Source organism: Clostridium sp. ATCC 25772 (genome assembly GCF_001573875.1).
Classification (GTDB): Bacteria; Bacillota; Clostridia; order Clostridiales; family Clostridiaceae; genus Clostridium_J; species Clostridium_J senegalense.
In genome coordinates, this window is record NZ_LFRG01000009.1 from 81502 (window position 1) to 100622 (window position 19121).

18 protein-coding genes are annotated in these 19121 nt (G+C 25.0%); 3 read left to right on the forward strand and 15 right to left on the reverse strand.

From position 1 onward, the window contains the following. Window positions 1-18: 18 nt before the first annotated feature. The 9 genes from AZI32_RS04575 to AZI32_RS04615 form a co-directional block, all read right to left on the reverse strand. Window positions 19-837: an ABC transporter permease gene (locus tag AZI32_RS04575; RefSeq protein WP_061994718.1), complete on the reverse strand. Its 819-nt coding sequence runs from the start codon at window positions 835-837 to the stop codon at window positions 19-21. 10 nt (window positions 838-847) lie between these two features. Next, window positions 848-1672, reverse strand: a complete 825-nt coding sequence (locus AZI32_RS04580; protein WP_061994719.1) for an ABC transporter permease — start codon at window positions 1670-1672, stop codon at window positions 848-850. 10 nt (window positions 1673-1682) lie between these two features. Continuing rightward, window positions 1683-2681: an ATP-binding cassette domain-containing protein gene (locus AZI32_RS04585; protein ID WP_061994720.1), complete on the reverse strand. Its 999-nt coding sequence runs from the start codon at window positions 2679-2681 to the stop codon at window positions 1683-1685. Between the two features lie 93 nt (window positions 2682-2774). Continuing rightward, window positions 2775-3056: a hypothetical protein gene (locus AZI32_RS04590; protein WP_061994721.1), complete on the reverse strand. Its 282-nt coding sequence runs from the start codon at window positions 3054-3056 to the stop codon at window positions 2775-2777. Between the two features lie 48 nt (window positions 3057-3104). Beyond that, entirely contained in the window at window positions 3105-3566 is a 462-nt protein-coding gene (locus AZI32_RS04595) for a hypothetical protein (RefSeq protein ID WP_061994722.1), read from the reverse strand. A 73-nt stretch (window positions 3567-3639) separates the two neighbouring features. After that, a complete protein-coding gene (locus tag AZI32_RS04600; RefSeq protein WP_061994723.1) occupies window positions 3640-4008 on the reverse strand; it encodes a DUF2089 domain-containing protein in 369 nt (122 codons plus the stop codon). Window positions 4009-4153: 145 nt separating this feature from the next. Beyond that, entirely contained in the window at window positions 4154-4783 is a 630-nt protein-coding gene (locus AZI32_RS04605) for a DUF4004 family protein (RefSeq protein WP_061994724.1), read from the reverse strand. 260 nt (window positions 4784-5043) lie between these two features. Next, complete coding sequence (locus AZI32_RS04610) at window positions 5044-7068, reverse strand: methyl-accepting chemotaxis protein (protein WP_061994725.1); 2025 nt, start codon at window positions 7066-7068, stop codon at window positions 5044-5046. A gap of 340 nt (window positions 7069-7408) precedes the next feature. Further along, the gene (locus AZI32_RS04615) at window positions 7409-8221 is read right to left on the reverse strand and encodes a MerR family transcriptional regulator (protein ID WP_061994726.1); all 813 of its coding nucleotides are present in this window, start codon (window positions 8219-8221) and stop codon (window positions 7409-7411) included. A 284-nt stretch (window positions 8222-8505) separates the two neighbouring features. On the opposite strand from AZI32_RS04615, the gene AZI32_RS04620 reads away from it, so the two are divergent. Continuing rightward, window positions 8506-9882, forward strand: coding sequence for an MATE family efflux transporter (locus tag AZI32_RS04620; protein ID WP_061994727.1), 1377 nt, complete (start codon window positions 8506-8508; stop codon window positions 9880-9882). A 331-nt stretch (window positions 9883-10213) separates the two neighbouring features. Here the strand turns inward: AZI32_RS04620 and AZI32_RS04625 are convergent, their stop codons facing one another. The 6 genes from AZI32_RS04625 to AZI32_RS04650 all read right to left on the reverse strand — a co-directional run bounded on the left by AZI32_RS04625 (window position 10214) and on the right by AZI32_RS04650 (window position 17159). After that, on the reverse strand, window positions 10214-10939 hold the full coding sequence (locus tag AZI32_RS04625) for a LytTR family DNA-binding domain-containing protein (protein ID WP_061994728.1): 726 nt from the start codon (window positions 10937-10939) through the stop codon (window positions 10214-10216). 478 nt (window positions 10940-11417) lie between these two features. Continuing rightward, entirely contained in the window at window positions 11418-11747 is a 330-nt protein-coding gene (locus AZI32_RS04630; RefSeq protein ID WP_242865260.1) for a thioredoxin family protein, read from the reverse strand. Between the two features lie 268 nt (window positions 11748-12015). Continuing rightward, the gene (locus AZI32_RS04635; RefSeq protein ID WP_061994738.1) at window positions 12016-12942 is read right to left on the reverse strand and encodes an EamA family transporter; all 927 of its coding nucleotides are present in this window, start codon (window positions 12940-12942) and stop codon (window positions 12016-12018) included. 544 nt (window positions 12943-13486) lie between these two features. Then, window positions 13487-15148 carry a hypothetical protein gene (locus tag AZI32_RS04640; RefSeq protein ID WP_061994730.1) on the reverse strand — a complete coding sequence of 554 codons (1662 nt, stop codon included), beginning with the start codon at window positions 15146-15148 and terminating at the stop codon, window positions 13487-13489. A 2-nt stretch (window positions 15149-15150) separates the two neighbouring features. After that, the gene (locus AZI32_RS04645) at window positions 15151-15954 is read right to left on the reverse strand and encodes an ABC transporter ATP-binding protein (RefSeq protein ID WP_061994731.1); all 804 of its coding nucleotides are present in this window, start codon (window positions 15952-15954) and stop codon (window positions 15151-15153) included. Between the two features lie 383 nt (window positions 15955-16337). Beyond that, window positions 16338-17159 carry a hypothetical protein gene (locus tag AZI32_RS04650; protein ID WP_082761138.1) on the reverse strand — a complete coding sequence of 274 codons (822 nt, stop codon included), beginning with the start codon at window positions 17157-17159 and terminating at the stop codon, window positions 16338-16340. A gap of 408 nt (window positions 17160-17567) precedes the next feature. Between AZI32_RS04650 and AZI32_RS04655 the strand changes: the two genes are divergently transcribed. Both AZI32_RS04655 and AZI32_RS04660 read left to right on the forward strand, forming a co-directional pair. Next, window positions 17568-18035 carry a C-GCAxxG-C-C family (seleno)protein gene (locus AZI32_RS04655; protein ID WP_061994732.1) on the forward strand — a complete coding sequence of 156 codons (468 nt, stop codon included), beginning with the start codon at window positions 17568-17570 and terminating at the stop codon, window positions 18033-18035. 9 nt (window positions 18036-18044) lie between these two features. Beyond that, window positions 18045-18992 (forward strand): TDT family transporter, encoded by a 948-nt coding sequence (locus AZI32_RS04660; protein ID WP_061994733.1) that lies wholly within the window; start codon window positions 18045-18047, stop codon window positions 18990-18992. The last annotated feature ends 129 nt before the right edge of the window (window positions 18993-19121 follow it).

Below are 19121 nucleotides of genomic sequence, written 5' to 3' on the forward strand. Positions count from 1 at the left end.
TACTATAATTTTTTATATCTAGTATCCAGATAGGCCCTCTTGTCTACATTTCTTTTCTACTTTGTTAAAAGTTAAAACTCCAAGAAATAGAAATACAAACATTGATATAACTAATATTAAAAATTCATATTTTAAATCCATAAACGGAGTTTCTCCTATAAGCAGTACCCTTGCACTATTATTCATATATGTTAATGGAATAATAAAACTTATAGGAAGTAAAAATCTTGGTAATACTTCTATAGGAAATGTTGATCCTGAAAATCCTTGAATTATTCCATCTGATACATCTATTACTGTATTTTCATTTTTTATTATAAGAACTAAACTTGCTACAATTAAACCTAATCCCATAAGTGAAAATAGAAATGGTATCAAAAATATTATGCATTTTAATAATTCTTTACTAAAGACATTGAAATTAAAAGCTAATCTACAAATAACACCAACAAGTAGTACTTGAAATGTAGCAGTTATAAATTCAAATATAGCATTAGCTAAAACTAATACTATTCTATTTACCGGTGTTGTCCAATTTGACTCTAAAACTCCATCCCACATTTCTTCCTTCAAACTATATCCTATAGACCACATAGTATTTGAAGAATAAACTGCTATCATAAAACCTATAACCATAAACCCTACATAATCATCACTTCCGGTAAATTCTTTAAAGCCAGCAGTTCCTCCAAATCCTTTAGCCATTAATATTTGAGGTGTCAACCATATTAATGGCATTACAAAAATCATCAATACATTTAATTGGTATCTAAAATATATTTTTGCCCTTATTATAATTTTTTGTTTTATAACCCTTAATACATGCTTAAAACTCATAAAAATCCCCCTAAAATCGTGATAGTGAACCTTCTTCTCTTACCTTTCTTTCTAATATCACAAATATTAACCTTCCAATAATAAAATATATTACTCCTAGTACTAGACATAACATTAATGGTTCTATTGTCTCAATTAGACTACTACCATTTAACATGACAGCCCTTGCAGCCTCAATTCCAAATGTAAATGATAATGATTTAGAAATTATTTGCATAAAATTTGGCATAACAATTATAGGAAAGGATATACCTGCAAACACCATAACTATTCCTCTTACTATATGAACAGCTACATTAGCTTCTTTAACCCATAAGACTAAACTTGCCAATATGCTTCCAATCCCAATAACTCCTATTAGAATTACAACAAAAATTACTATCCATTGAAGTAAATTTCCTTTTAACTGTAATCCATATAAAATTTTATATTCTAAAATAGATATAAATACATATATAAATGATCTTATTACCGTTACAACTGAACCACCTATTATAATGTCAAATTTATTTATTGGACATATCCATAAAGACTCTAAAGTCCCTTTTTTCTGTTCACTTCTTAAAAATGATCCAAAACTCCATAATGTCATGTTTACCCACATATACACTAGTGAACCAATAAGAATATACCCTTTAAAATCTGAATAACCTGTAATTTTCACAAAATTACCAGCAAGACTTCCATCTTTACCAGACAATACTCTAGCATTTAATATATAAACCAAAGGAAACACTGCCGGCCAAATAATTAATCCTATTATCCAATCTCTATATCTTACGAGTTCTATTAATCCCTTTTTCCCCATTGCCATTATTACCTTAAGCCTTTTCATATTTACTCACCTACTCTCTTAAAGCCTTGCCTGTTAATTTTATAAAAACATCCTCCAAAGAAGGCTTTAAAACATTGATATTGCTAATGCTTGTATTAAATTTATTTAATATATTTAAAATAGGCTGTATTATATCTGTGTCATCATTATGGTGGATTAATATTTCATAGGTTCCTTTATTGGATAAATATGTGGAATTAACATTTTCTATTAAATTGATTAACTGTAATTCTTTTAACATTTCTTCTTTTACATTATCAACCTCAATTTTTAAACTGCTAATATCTGAGATGCTTTCTTTTAAATTATCTGGTGTATCAAGAGCAATAATTTCTCCATTATCAATTATTGCAATTCTATCACATAAAAAATCTGCTTCTTCCATATAATGTGTAGTTAATAAAATTGTTTTACCTTCATTTTTCAATGACAATATTATGTCTCTTAAGTTTAATGCAGATTGTGGATCTAATCCTAAAGTAGGTTCATCTAGTAAAATTATTGGTGCATCAGGTATAAGTGCCTTTCCCAATGCAACCTTTTGCTTCATACCTGTAGAAAATTTTTCCACCGTCATATCTGCTTTATCAATTATACCTAATTTTGTCAACATTTTTTCAGTTCTTTCTTTCCCCTCTTTTGAACTAAATCCATACAAACTTGCAAAATATTCTAAATTTTCTCTCGCCGTCAACTTCCAATATACACTTCTGTCCCCTGCTAAAATACTTCCTATCTGTGATAAGGCTTTTATTTGCTCTTTTTCACTATCTATTCCATTAACCATTATTGTTCCATCTGTTGGTCTTAAAAGTCCCATTATCATTTTTATAACAGTTGTTTTTCCTGCTCCATTAGGCCCTAAAAGTCCAAAAATCTCCCCTTTTTTAATATTAAAACTTACATCTTTTACAGCTTTAAATTCTGTTTTTTCAATAGTTTTAAAAAATTTTTTCTTCTTTACTATAAAAGTTTTCTTAACATTTTTTATTTGTACAATTTCTCCCATAAAATCCCCCTAAAATATACCTTTTTATAAAATTAAATATTAGAATTTCATTTTAAAATTCTAATATTTAATTCTTTAAGCTAAAATTTTAATTTATATTATAATTTTTACATAGCTTCCGTCATGTTCTTCTATATCAACTATAACCATACCCTTACAACTTTTTTTCAAATCTTTAAATGCTTTTTTTAATATTCTTTTATCAATGTTTTTTAATATCTCTAATGATTCTTCATTTATTTTAGAGTGTGAATTTTTATTTTTCCTTCCATACTTTCCAGCTAATGATATGCAGTTTATAGCTATGGATATACAAAACATAGGAATTGGTATAATGAATTTTCTCCCCATATTTTCCTTTATAATTATTTTCATAGTTCTACCTACTTTATTACTTTTTAATTAACATTTTTCAAAATAAATTTATTTTATTTCAACTATTACAATATCGCCTTCTGCACTTTCAACTTCTACAATTCTTCCTGTAATTCCTTGATCTATAGCATTTCTTATTAAGTCCATATCCACCTTATCCTCAACTTTTGACATAGATGGAATTTTATTAGTTGCTGCTAACATTAACTTTATAAATTTTATAGGTATTTTTATTTTAACTTTGTCTCCATCATTAGAAATTACAAAAACATACAACATAATTTCACTGTTTTTAGGAGTTTCAGCTATAAATTTCTCCCCTTCTTCTTTTAACAGTTGTATTTGAGTTTCATCTAATTTTTTTGATATATTCTTATTATCATATTCATCTTTAATTTCTAAATTTTCCTCTTCACTATTTTTTAATGATGCTATAAGGCTTGCTCCAGTTTCTGCATCAATTTTTCCTTCTTCTATCATTTTTAAAACTCTTAAAATTTCTGTTTGCATATTTTCCTCTCCTTTTTTGAATTTTCTGTATATTATCTCAATAGGTTCTTATATACTTTTAAGAACCCTTTAATTATTTTAATAAATTCATTGCTTCTTCTGCTGTTATTTTCCCATTTTCAAGCATATCTAAAATTTCATTATTACTCGATGTTTTAACAAATTCATCTTCTTTAGGTACATTTAAATTAAGTGACTCAACAACATCATCCAATTTTCCTCTAACCGTTGGATAAGAAACACCTAGTTCCTTTTCAACATCTTTTATACTTCCTCTACATTTTAAAAAAACCTCTATAAAATTTAGCTGATCTTTTGAAAGAGATTCAAACTTAGAGAACATAAATTCATTTTCTATAACGGTATTACATTTATTACACTTTAATTTAATAATTTTCAAACTATGATTACATACAGGACACTTACTAAGAACTTTATACATATTATAAATTCCTCCTTATATTAACAATTATATGCTAACCATTCTCTTTAGTAAACACTTTTATTGAATATTTTTATATTTAAATTGATATTTTAAATTTTATTCATAATTTTAATTAAATAAATTAATTTATATATTAATTTATTTAATCTTCTAACCAGATTTCTTTTAATGAATTTATTATATTTTTCAAGTTTATAACCTCAACTACTTTTACCCCACCAATCTCTAATACTTTATCATTAGCAAAAATTATAAACAATTCTTCTGAATTATTCTTTTTTAATATTACCAAATTATAATCTTCACATTGAATATCATCAAATCTTTCTTTTATATCCTCTATTATACTAACTACATCATTAATAGAAATCCCTTTTATTTTAAGTAATTTATCAAATAAACTCAATGCAACACTTTCTGAAAAATTAAATTCCAAACAATTACCAAAATTATATTTATATAATGTAAGTGTTGCTACAGAAACTAGTTTTCTTTCTAATAACAATTTTTCATTTATTTTAAAATTTTCTGGTTTAGATGAAAACATATTGGCCATATCATCTAAAGATACTTCATCTTTTAATGTTATTATTTTATTTATCCTCTCCAAAACCTCTTCTCGTGGAAAAAAAGTTTCTTGACCTGTAAAAGTTGCTATTTTCATAAACCATTCTTCTGGTATTACTTTTTTTCTTTTCCATCTATAAAGTTGTCCATAAGAAATTCCTGTTAATTCTAAAAGTTCTTTTTTTGAAATTAAATCTTGTTCCATATTAAAAACCTCCTTTTTATAGATGTTTATTTATTATATATACAGTATAGCAAAACATTGTTATACTGTATATGAATTTAAAATCTTACTAGATAGCAATATTCATCTATATCTTTAATTCTCTTATAAGATAATTCACAATATAAACACATAACTTTTATTAAAAATCATATTAAAATTTATAATTAATTTATTCTCCATGTTAAAATCCTCACAAAAAGCCATCAGGATAATATTATTCTAATGGCTTAAAAATATTATTAATTTTCTAACTTAAAATATGATATGGTTTCTTTTATTGTTTCTGATAGTATTAATAATTCATCTGTACTTCGAGTTATCATTTCAAGTGATCCTGTTTGATCTGTTGTAGATTTATTAACTTCTTCTGCTAGTGCTGCAACTTCTTCCGCTACTGCTGCAACCTGATTTATAGAGTCCACAACATCTTTTTTAGTTAAATTAATTGTTCCAATTTCATTATTCATAATAGTCATAGCATCAAACATATTTTTTAAACACTTATTCATATTTAAAAAAGATTGCCTCATCATATTGAATGACTCTACTTGTTCTTTGCTTAAATCATTAGAAGTTTCAAAAGCCTTTTCTGTAGATTTTATTACTTTATTTATACCTGAAATTATGGATTGTATATTTTCAGTCGCATCTTCCGTTTCATGAGATAATACTCTAATTTCTTCTGCTACCACAGCAAAACCTTTACCCATTTCACCTGCTTTAGCTGCTTCAATAGATGCATTTAATGACAATAAATTAGTTTGCTGAGATATTTTATTTATCGTAACCACAATAGTTGAAATATCACTCATTTGTTCTATTAATGTTAATACTGAATTTTTAACTGTTTCAAAGCTATCTATAGAATTTTTATTAGCTTCTGCTAAAAACTTAATTTTTGATGTGCTATCATTTAATGAATCCATGACCTCTTTACCTTGTTCTTCCATTTGTAAATTTTTATTTGCTAACAATTCTATTTTTTCTTCTAAGGCTTGAGTTTTTAAACTTACTTTTTCAGCATCATTTGCTTGAACAACTATTCCTTGAGTTATTTCATCTATAGATGCCTTTATTTCAGCATTGGATTCTCTAAAATTTTCATTAATATTTTTTAATTCTGTTGATGATTTTTCTAATTGCTCTACAGATGAAAAAGAACTTCCTATTAGATTTTTTAAGCTTTCTATCATCTTATTTACATCATTAGCTAGTATTTCAATTTCATCATCACTATTAATCTCATTAACCTTTATAGATAAATCACCATCTGCTACTTTTTTTACTTTGCCGCTTAATAATTTTATAGGTTTGGTGATTTTTTTTCCAAACACATACATAACAAATATACCTATAAATATAACAACTATAAATACAATTAGTATTTTAACCACCATATTCATAACTGGAGCTAACATATCTTTTTTAGATCCACTTGAAAACATAATCCAGTCTGTTCCATCTATTTTAGAATATGCAGAAACTTTTTTTTCACCATTGTATTTATATTCAAATAAACCATTATCTTTTATATCTCCATTGTTTAATAATTCATTTAGTGCATCAAGATTTATACTCTTACCGATTAAACTCCTATCTTCATGGAATAAAACATTATGATTTTTATCAACTAAATAATTGTAAAATCCATCATTCTTAAATTTTTCCACTATTTCAGTAAAACTTTCCACTTTTATTTCTTTACATATAGTTCCATTAAATTTATTATTTTTATCTACTATGGGCTTAGATGCCACACATACTAAATTATCACTTATTAAAGATTTTTTTACTGAAGAAATATTTTTTTCATCATTATCCATAGTTTTTATAAAAAATTCTTCATTACTAATGCTTTCGCCTATAATACTTGGGTTAGTAGCAAGTAATATTTTCCCTTCTTTATTAGTTATAAATATTTCTTCTATAAAATTATTATTTTTTTTCTCATTATTAAATGTTTCTAATATCTCTTTATTTAAAGTTATTATCTTTTCATCAGTAGCTTGTCCGTTACTATCTATAACTAATTGAATATAGCCTTCTTGATAGCTATCTAATTGTCCTACTTCCTTGTCCATAAGCTGATGAATAGACTCACTAGCTCCTTTTACATTTGTAGTAAATATTTCTGTAACTTTATCTGAAAAGAAATTACTACTTAATCCTATAATTATAAAGCTAAATAGAAGTACAATTAGAATTATAATTATACTCATAATAAACATTAATTTACCTTGTATAGATTTTAATTTGTTTTTCATACTACTCCTCCTTAGCTAAGCTAATAAGTAGTTTTTATACAACCTATTAACAAATTAAAATTTTCATAGAACTATAGCCTTTTTAAATTATTCATTTAAAAACTTGAATATCTAAAATAGTAAAACATACTGGAAAATACTTAAAATTATATAGTTCTACATAATATAATATATACTTATTAAATAAAAAGTGGCACTATATAGAGAAAGTAAAATTTATGCTTAATGGTTTCCAAAAGACATAGTTTTTTAAAATCATCTAGAAAAAATTCAATTAAAATAAATAGAAAACTTAAAATTAAATAAAACCGTAATTTTTAAACTACGGCTTTACCTATTACTAATATTTTTCAACTGGAAATTGAATTTCAGTAATATATTCATTATCTAATGATGTCTCGTGAACATCTATTTTATATATTTCAATTGGCTCGCTTTTAATTTTATAATTATTTTCTTTTATAAATTCTAAAATCTTAGGTAAGTGTTCTTTATTTGTACAATATGATCCTCTATATGAATAAGTAACATAATATCCTTTTTCAAGTAAAAGATTATATGATTTTTCCTTGTCCTCTAACAAACAAAATACTGATTTATACTGATTGTATATGTTTTCTTTTAACTGATTTAAATCATATATAGCACCTATATTTTTGTTCCCTAAAACATAAAATTTTTCTTCAAATTTTTTCTGTAATTTTTTAACTAAAAAGTCTACATCTTCATCTCTAGATATATCTCCATTAAGCTTAAGAGCTTTTCTTTCATTCATATAGACAACTTTTATAGTATAAAGTTCACAACCATTTACTACATTATCTATATTGTTTAATCTATTAATTATATTTTCCTTTTGTTTACTTAAATCTTTTATTTGTTTGTCAATTATATGTATTTCCTCTTTTAAAACTTCCTTAGTAATTTCTATGTTTCTATTATCTATATAATCCTTTATTTTTTTCATAGAAAAATTTAATGTTCTTAATTCTTTAATTAAATTTAGTTTCCATATATCACTTATGCTATAAAGTCTATATCCATTAGTATCTCTTATAGGTTTTAAAATACCTAACTCTTCATAATACATAAGCGAATCTCTTCCAATTCCATATATTTTAGAGATTTCTCCAATTTTATAATAATCTTTCAAAATAACACCTCTTAACTATATCTCCTGTACTTGCTTGTACAATGTTTAGTTTTATATTTACTATATAAATTACTTTAATCTATACTTTAACTATTTTTTAATAACCACTCCACTTCTATTGTTATACACTTAAATATTATTATATTTAGGTAATCCTTGACCTTGGTATTATACCAAGGTTTATAATTTTATTATAGTATTATTTTATAATATTTTATTAAATTATAAATAAATTTAATAAAAAAATATTATTATAAAATTTAATAATTTTAAGGAGTGTTTTTATGTCTAATTCTGTTGATGCCGTCGCCACTAAGTCGGCACTAAGAAAAAAATTTTTGCATTACTTATTCCCCTCAGTAATAGCTATGTGGGTTTACTCAATCTATACTATGGTTGATGGTATGTTTGTTGGTAGAGTGGTTGGACCTATCGCTTTAGCTGCTGTAAATATTGCTATGCCTTATGTGAATTTTGTTTTTGCATCTTCTATGTTCTTTTCAACCGGTGCATCTACAATAATTTCAATTTCCCTTGGAAAAAATAATAATAAAGATGCTAATGAAATTTTCACCCTCAACCTTGTGGCTATGATTGTATTCTCACTAACTATTAGCATACTAAGCTATATTAACATTGACAAACTTGCATTATTTTTAGGTGCTACTGAAAACACCTTACCATTTGTAATTTCATATCTTAAAATTATAATTGTTTTCAACACATTTTTTATAGTTTCTTATTGTTTAGAAGTTCTTACGAAAACTGATGGCTATCCTTACTTGGCAATAATAGGAGTTGTTCTTTCTGCAATAACTAATATAGTTCTTGACTACCTATTCGTCATAAAACTAAACAGAGGAGTTGAGGGCGCTGCAGTTGCAACAGGTATTTCACAAGTAATATCAACAATATTTTTCTTTAGTCATTTTTGTAGAAAAGTTTCTAAACTAAAACTAACTAAATTTAAATTTAAATTTAACACTATAAAAAGAATAATACTTATAGGATTCCCTGATGCTATAACAGAACTTACATCTGGAGTTGTTATATTATTATTTAATCAAAGCATTTTAAAATATATAGGCGAAAATGGAATAGTAAGTTATAGCGTTATATGTTACGTTAGTACCTTAGTTCTAATGACAATGATTGGTATAACACAAGGAATGCAACCACTATCTAGCTTTTATTTTGGAAAAGAAGATAACACCAGTATTAAACAACTTTTAAAAATGTCCTTTAAAGCAATAACCTTTGCATCAATTTTAATATTTACTATATCTATAATATTTGCTAATGAAATAGTAAACATTTTTATAAGTAAAGAAAACTTAGAGCTATTTTCTTACTCGGTAAAATCATTTAGAATATATTCTTTTTCCTTTTTAATTTTAGGTTATAATATATTAATTTCTGGATTTTCTTCTTCCATTGAAAAACCTATATATGCTACTATAATTTCATTATCAAGGGGACTTATATTGGTTTCTATGGTTCTTTTAGTAATGATTAATATGTTTGGTGGTTCTGGAATATGGTTTACAACTATAATTTCTGAAGGTTTATGTCTTGTAATTTCATTCTTTGTTATAAAAAAATCTTTAATTTATATAAATTCAAATGAACCTGATGATTCTCTAGAAATTGATTGTTCTTAACTTTCCTCAAAAAAACTATGAAGTTAGATATAATATCTAACTTCATAGTTTTTTATATTTCATATAGGGTTCCAGGTTAACTCTTAAATTTATTCATTTCAAAACTTGGATACCCAAAATAGTGAGACATACTCCGAATCACTTAAAATTCAACACTGCATCTTGTATAAAAATATTTTAAAGTTATTAAATAAATTTAATTTGGAGCTTGTTTCCTTACATAGGGTTCCAAGTTGACTTTTAAAATTATCCATTCCAAAACTTGGATACCTAAAATAGTGAGACATGCTCCGAATCATTTAAAATTGTAATATCTTTTTAATTAAATATATTATTTACACCAATCATTTAAATAATCTACAAATTTAAATTTTATAATTTCTAAATAAGTTTTACTTATAGGTATAATTTTACCAGATTCTAATGTTATTTCCCCTTTATTTATTTCTTTTATTTTCTTTATATTAACTATGTATCCTTTGTGACATCTTGCAAACTGATTATGTGGTAAAAATTCTTCAACTTCAGATATCTTACCATAGAAAGTATTACTAGTTGTATCTGTACATACAAACATCACCCTCCTAATACTTTCAAAATATTCTATCTCATCTAAAGGAACTTTTGTTATTACCCCTTTATACTTGCAACAAAAGTAGTCTTCCTCTTTTTTAGTTATTGAACAGATAGCTCTTTCAAAAACTAACTTTAACTTTTCCTTATTAACTGGCTTTAATAAATAATTTAATGCTCCAGTATCATATCCATCAAAAACATATTCCTTAGAAGAAGTTATAAAAACTAATATAAGTCTTTCATTATAACCCTTTATTAACTTTCCAATATCTATACCATTGGTGCTATTCATTATAATATCTAGAAATACTATATCATATTTATATGGATTATCTTTTATTTTTATTGCTAAGTCATCACCATTTTCAAATTCATCTATATTAATTTCTATTATAGACTTATTGCAAATTTCTTTTAATATATCTATAATTTCTTTCCTATGAAGCTTAATATCATCACATATTGCAATATTGTAACTCATAATTCCTCCTAAACCATTTGCTTTTATAACCTATTTACATACCTATTATACTATAACTTTTAATACTCAAGTAAAGCAAATTATTAATGATTCTATAGCGCGTAACTACATAATATCCCCTAAATTTATACCATAAATTTATTATATTTATTTTTAACTTTTTTCCAATTGTGACCTTTGAATATACTCTATTATACCTTTTTTTATTTCTAAAAAACATTTCACAAATGTAAATTATTATTAATTTATACTATAGACTTTTATCAAGTTGTTAACTATTTTCACATAAAAAAAAAGATATTCAAGATGAATCCTCTTTATTTTTTAAAACAACAAATTTAACGACAATTGTACTACAAAAATAACTAATTTTACATTTATTCTACAATAATTAATTATAACATATATTAAAATAGTTATATATATAAATTAACTTTTTATATATATATTTCCTATTTCTTATATCTAAATGAATTTTTTATCTATTACATAAATTATAGTATATATTAATTTTTTTATCTAATTCACTTAAATTTATATATCTTCTTTCCCTTAAAACTTCTTTTCCATCTATATAAAATACCACTGTAGGTATATCAAATATATCATATCTAGAAATAACTTCTTTACAATCATTTATTTCTATTTTAAAGCTTTTTAACTTTTCATAAGAATTAACTATTTTATCTACTTTGCTTTTTAACACATTACAAACTTCACAACTTTCATTTGAAAAATATAATATTACAAAATTATTTTCTTTTATACATCTTTCTATATCTAATATATTTTTTAATATTTCCATCATATAACGCTCCGTTCCTTATTTTATAAAATTTAATTAAGTCTATGTATTTTATTTTTTATGTTTTCTAAGACCAAATTTATGAATTTTACTTTTATTGATTTATTGCAAATATAACGTATTTTATCTTATATATAGGGATATAAACTTAAATTTATACATCAAATTTTTGTTATAAGTTAAGAGAAAATAAGTACAACTATACTTAAAATCTAATTAATAAAAGAAGTATAACACAATATTATACTTCTTTTATTATAAATGAAGTTAATTATATAGAACTTTTAATCTGCTTATTTTTTTTAAATCTAGAAAAATCATACTCTAAAAAAATAGCAGACATCAATATTATTATTGATCCAATTATTTGAATGCCATTTAACATTTCACCAAATATAAAAAATGCAAATACACTACCTAAAACTGGCTCTAAAGCAACTAATATACTAGTTAAACTTGTATCTATGTACTCAGTAGCTTTCACATAAAATGTATTTGATATAAATGTACTTAGAAAGCCGATTGATAAAATATTTAATATAACCACTATTGGATTATTATTAGTTATAACAGCTACTTTTATATCCTTAAAATTAGTAAACATGGCTAAAAACAATGTAGCTGCTAAAAATCCATATATCAACATTGTATCTTTTTTATATTTTTCTATATAAAATCTAGGAATAACAATCTGAAGTGCAAATAACATTCCAGTAGCTACCCCCGCAACAGCTCCTATGATATCTAACTTTACTTTTTCCCCACCTAAAATATTAGCTATACATAAGCACCCAATCATTGCAAAAATGATTACAAATACTTTTTTTACTGTTATTTTTTCTTTAAAAAATATTGCATTAAATATAGTTACCCATATAGAATTTGTAAACATTAGTACAGTAGCTATTGATATTGGAATTTTGGACACAGACAAGTTAAATGCAATAAAACACAATGCAAATGTACCAATTCCATAAAAAGAACATATTACTAATCCCTTTATATCAATTTTAAAAGCTTGCCTATTATTTTTTAATAGCCATAGTAAAAAGCATACTGTTGCTATAGACGCTCTAAAAAATGATATGCTTTTTTCATCTAACCCTGCAATACATAAATTTCTGCTTGTAATACCCATCATGCTCCAAAATAAAGTAGCTATTAATACTAAAGCAATACCCTTGTTTTTATTATTCATTTTAATCCTAGTTACCAAATCTTAAACCCTATGTTTTATTTTGGTAACCTCCTCCCCCCTAGTTTCTTATATTTTTTCTTTTAAATTATTTACATTTTTTATTTTAGAGCATAGTAAAATTTTGAACAATATATAATTGAAATTTTAAATAAAAATATACGTTATTTTTTATTTAGATTTAAAGCTATAGGGAAACAAGTGCAAATATATTTAGTTATGAATTTAGGATGAAAGTGGCAACCACTTTCTGAAAATGATTTTAAAAAATCTATCAATATAATTTGCTTTACAAATTTATAAAAAGGTACGTTGAAAATTACTAGGAACGAAGTGAGTAGTAATAACCACAACTATTCACTCTTAACTTTTAACTAAAATAATCTGTTAGTTATTAAAAAAATATTAATTTAAGTTTTCTCATTTGATAAATGAATAACTTTAAGAGTCAACTTGAAACCCTATAAGATTATACTTGATAATAAATAAAGCTAGCCTCTGATATCTTATTTATGACGTAGATACCAATGACTAGCTAATTTCTTAATTATGAAATTATGTCTTTTGAATTGTTTTTATTTTTAAATGTTAAATGCCAACTTATTATTGTTGCAATAAATATTATTATTAAATATCCGTAAATTCCATAGGAAATAGTGGTTGCAATATAGTGTCCTCCCCATATTGCCCCAGTTATAATAAACGACAACATATACGCTCCTAGGGATTTTTTATTTTCACTTGGACTGTACTTCATAGAAAATGGTAATCCTATACCTATACATTTTAAATCTATTAATATCATTAATAACATAACGAAAATCATTATAATTAAATGTATAATAAATTTCCATTTGAAAATTATTAAGTATATTATCCCGTCTAGAATAACTACAGGCATAATAAATTTATAAATACAGGCTTTTATTGAACCCTTATAAATCAAGTTATAATTTTCTATAGGTAATGCCTTATAAATCCATCCACCTTTATACTCCTTGGAAAATTGGATCATTGTTATCATTGGTGATACAAACATTATTAAAGCATAAAATGTAAAATAAGATTTACCTTGTGATATGCTTTGAATACTGCTTGCTATATTGTTTATATTTCCAATGTTTATAAGTAAAAATATCAAAGGAAATATAGCACCCATAGCTAATGATGGATAAACCTTAAGTTTAAAATCTCTTTCTTTACTTAACATTTCACAGGAAAAATTAAAGAACGCTCTCTCTGTTTTATTTTTACATATAAATTTACTTAACTTTAAAGTAAATTTCCCTTTTTCTTTATTAGATGTTTGCGAATTTTCATTTAATTTTATCAAATACTCTTCAAAGCTTTTTGCTGTTTTAAAATATAAAATTATACTTAATATTGGTACAATTACTGCTAATATTGCTAATATACTTATGCCTATATCTAATTGTTTATTTTTTGCAATTGATAATGGTGCTGAAAACCAAAGTGGTGGTAAAAAATAATGAGCTATTTTAGCAGTATACGCCCCACTAATGTTTTCAAAATCAAACAATCTTCCAATAAATTGATATCCTATCGTAATTATTACAGTTAAAAGTATTTGTATAAAATTTATTATATCCTTAAGTTTTTCACCATCAAAGTACTTTAGTACTAAATAATATACTAATGCTGTTATTGTTACAAGAAATAAATCTATAAAAATTACTTCTATAAAAAATACTATAAAAAATAAAATACCATATCTTAAAGATGCTATAAGAGAAAATCCACAAAGAGCAAGTGTAATTTCACAAATATATATAATTATATGTGTAAATTTTGCAGCATTTATAGTCCTTAAATCTACGCCTTTAGTTCCAATTAAAGTTTTATCTCTAACATCTAAGATAACAGTTGAAAAATCAGATATGAAAATAGATAAAATAAAAAACATAATCATTGAAAAGTACATACTCATTTTAGCCATTACATTTATATCTGGAATAATAACAAACATAAAAACTATACCTAAAAATAAATAATACTTCAATGCACTTTTAAACTGATTTTTTTCTTCTTTCTTATCATCATTAGTATTACTTAAAACCGTTGGAGTCTTTCTACTGTCTGTAGTAAGTTTCATTTTTAATATTAGACTCATCATATCATAATCTACACCTAATTTTTCGTAGACCCATTTAAATTTATCTATTAGTTTTAGAATTTTAAACTCCCACACAACTATACCTCTCCTTCAACTATAGATATAATTTTTTTTGCTGTCTCTTTATGCATACTAAATCCAGTTAATTCATTAAATATATTTTCTAATGAACCTTCATTTATTTGCAATTTTAATTCCTCAAATGTTCCATCTGCAATAACTGTACCTTCATTTATAAGAATTATTCTATCACTTATTTTTTCTACAACATCCATAATATGTGATGAATAAAATATAGTTTTTCCTTTAGATGCCAATTCTTCTAAAAGTTCTTTAACTATCATTATTATATTCGCATCTAACCCACTTAATGGTTCATCCCAAAATAATATATCTGGATTATGCAAAATACTAGCTATTATCATTACCTTTTGTTTCATACCCTTTGAAAAATTAGATAACCTAGAATTATAGGACTCCCCTACATTAAAAACCTCCATTAATTCTTTTGCTTTTTTATCTATATCATCATATTCCATACCATATAATTGACCTATAAATGTTAAGTATTCTTTTGCTGTTAAACTCTCATAAACATCTGCTACTTCTGGAACATAGCCTATTCTTTTTTTATAGCTTCCATCACTATTTTTTATGTTTTCTCCTAAAACTTTTATTTCTCCATCATAATCTTCTAATAATCCTAATATTAACTTAACAGTAGTGCTCTTACCGGCACCATTAGGACCTATATATCCTATGATTTCACCTCTATAAACTTCTATATTTACACCATTTAAAACATTTTTGCTTCCAAAACTTTTTCTTAAATCTTTTATTTCTAAAGCACTTTTCGTTTCCACAATTATCCCCCTTTTCATAAAACTACATACTTACATTCTATTATATACATTTTTTGTTTACCTTTATATATAATCAACTTAAAATGCATTATTTCATACTTATCCTTAGTGTTTTTATAAAATTAAATAAAGAAAGAAATTAGAAATATTATACTAATTTCTCTTTTCTTATGTTTTTAATATTAAGCTATTATAAAATTTTTAAACATCCACAATCTTATCTTTAAATCCTATCTAGGATTATAAAATTATTAATCATTTTTTTACCAAAATAAGTTATTAACTACTAATATTATATCAATCTCAAACTTTATCATTTAATAAATAACTTTCAGTTCATCTTAAAACCTTATAATATGTAAAAATACTTGTATCTACGATATTCTTTATTAAAATACATTCTATAATAAAAGAGTTATTATTAGCGAAAGTAAAAAGTTTGTTGTTGCTGGTGGGTCAATATGTGAATCAGCATGACTATTTAAAGTCTTACCTACTATATCACCTACTATCGCTGCAACAATACCAAAAGCAGCGCCAATATAAATATTACCACTAGTAACGCCAGCTAGTCCTGCCATTAAAGTTATATGATGTGTTACTGGTACTGCAAATCCCATCTGCGCAAAAATTAACGTAGCCGCACTAATAAAAAAACCTAATACTGCAATTCCTGTTGTTACTGCATAATATGAACTTACTAAACCAGCACCTAAACCTAATACTATTAAATAAATTATTTCTTTACCATTAGGACAATATTTTCTTTCTTTAATTTTTATATCTCCTAATATACCACTTTTACCAAATACTAATCTTGCAATAATCCCGGACACTAAAACTGTCAATGCGCCTGTATCTGCTGGAACATGTACGATTTCTAGAAATAAATAATTTAACACACATCCAATTACTCCAAATACACCACCTACTAATAAAATTAATGGATTTGAAAACTTATTAAGTGGTGTTAAAAGATCAGCTCCTGACTCAAGTTCACCAATTTTATGCGCAAAAGCTGCAGCTCCAACTCCAGCAGCAAAAGAAATATGTGGGCCTAGAAAAGCACCAAAAGCAACACCATCGACCATATTAATTGGACCTGTTGATACGGTGAGTCCCGTAAGTCCAACTATTCCTACAAGTATAAATGCTGGCAAAGCTCCTATTGCTGCTGCAAAAGCACCTCCACCAAATGCTGCTAAAATCATAAAAATGTCCATGTATACTTCCCCCTAAAATTGAAATTTAAACTAAAATTATACTAATAATTTTTGCTTTAAACCTTTTCATTTCTGATTTTTATTTATTCCTATTATACTAAATCATAGAATTAAAAAGTTAAAATTTAATAATATTTAATATAATTTCAACTTTTTTGCTTATAATTTTCTATTCTTAATATGTATTTTATAAATTATTTTAATTTTAATATTTTTCAAATTTCAATTCAATAATTCTCGCATATTTTAAATACCTATAGATATTTTTTTTCTATTTGTTTTTTCTATTTCTAAACTGGTATGTTTTTTGTTAGATTTTAATATATAGAAATCTATATTATTAATTTAATGAGTATATTAAAATTTTATATTCTTGCACTACTTTATATACAATTAGGAGGATTTAATATGAAAACTGAAGTAAGTATCAAAAAAATCAAATCAGATGCAGAAGAACTTTTTAGAAAAGGTGATTTCTTTTGTTCTGAAGCTATAGTTTATTCTATAAAAAATAACTTTGAATTAGACATGCCTGATGAAATGGTTGCTATGGCATCTGGATTTCCTGTAGGTATAGGACGTTCAAAATGTGTATGTGGAGCAGTTTCTGGTGGTATTCTTTGTCTTGGTTATTTCTTTGGTAGAACTAAAGGCGGAGACAAAAAAGTAGAAAATACTTTAAAACTTGCAAATGAACTTCAAGAAAGTTTTAGACAAAATCATGGTTGCTTATGTTGTAAAGTACATACTCAAGGTATGGATATGGGTTCTGGTGAACACAAGGCTCAATGTATATCATTTACTGGTGAAGTTGCAGAAAAGGCTGCTAGCATAATAGTTAGAGAACTTAATTTAAAAAATATTGATAAAGAGTAGGTATTAAATATGAAAAAATTTTTTAACTTAATACCACTCCCTATTGCTGGATTAATGCTAGCCTTAGCATCTACGGGAAATTTAGTTGCAAACTATAGTCCTATATATAAAAATATATTTGGAGCTATTTCTGCAATAATTTTTATATGTCTTGTGTTAAAATTTTTTATTAATCCAAAATCTGTTATAGATGATTTAAAAAACCCAGTAATAGCTAGTGTAACCCCTACATTTTCTATGGGAGTAATTATTTTATCAACATATATAAAACCTTATTCTTACAAATGTGCTTTTATGTTTTGGATTTTAGGCATCATTATACATTTTGTATTAATGCTCTACTTTACTATAAAGTTTATTTTTAAATTTGATATAAAAAAAGTATTCCCAAGTTATTTCATAGTTTATGTAGGTATTGTAGTGGTAAGCTTAACTGCTCCAAATTTTAATGCTTTAACTTTTGGTAAGACTGTATTTTGGTTTGGGTTTATATGTTATTTAATTTTATTACCTATAGTTCTTTATAGAGTTTTAGTTATAAAGCAACTTCCTAAGCCTACATTACCGCTTATAACTATTTTTGCAGCACCAGCTAGTCTTTGTCTTGCTGGATATATAAATTCATTTGAAGCAAAAAATTCTATTATAATTGGAATATTATTAGCTTTATCATTAATAACATTAATAACAGTAATTATTCTTTTACCTAAATTTCTTAAAATAGAGTTTTATCCAAGCTACTCAGCATTTACATTTCCATTAGTAATAAGTGCTATAGCTTTAAAAGCTTCAAATAAATTTTTAGGTTCAATAAATATGAAATCTAGCTTATTAAATTACATAAGCAAGGCTTCTGAATATATTGCAATAATTATAGTTTTATACGTTCTTATAAGATATGTACATTTTATATATGCAAAATTAAAAACTAAAACTAATTTAACTATAAATTCTTAAAAGGGGCTGTCGCATTAGCGGGTTTAAATCCGTTAGCGATAGCTCCTTTTATTCATCTTTAAAATCTTTTATTCGGTTTACTATATCTTAACTATAAAATATTTAAAAATAGGCGCACTTTAATAAGTT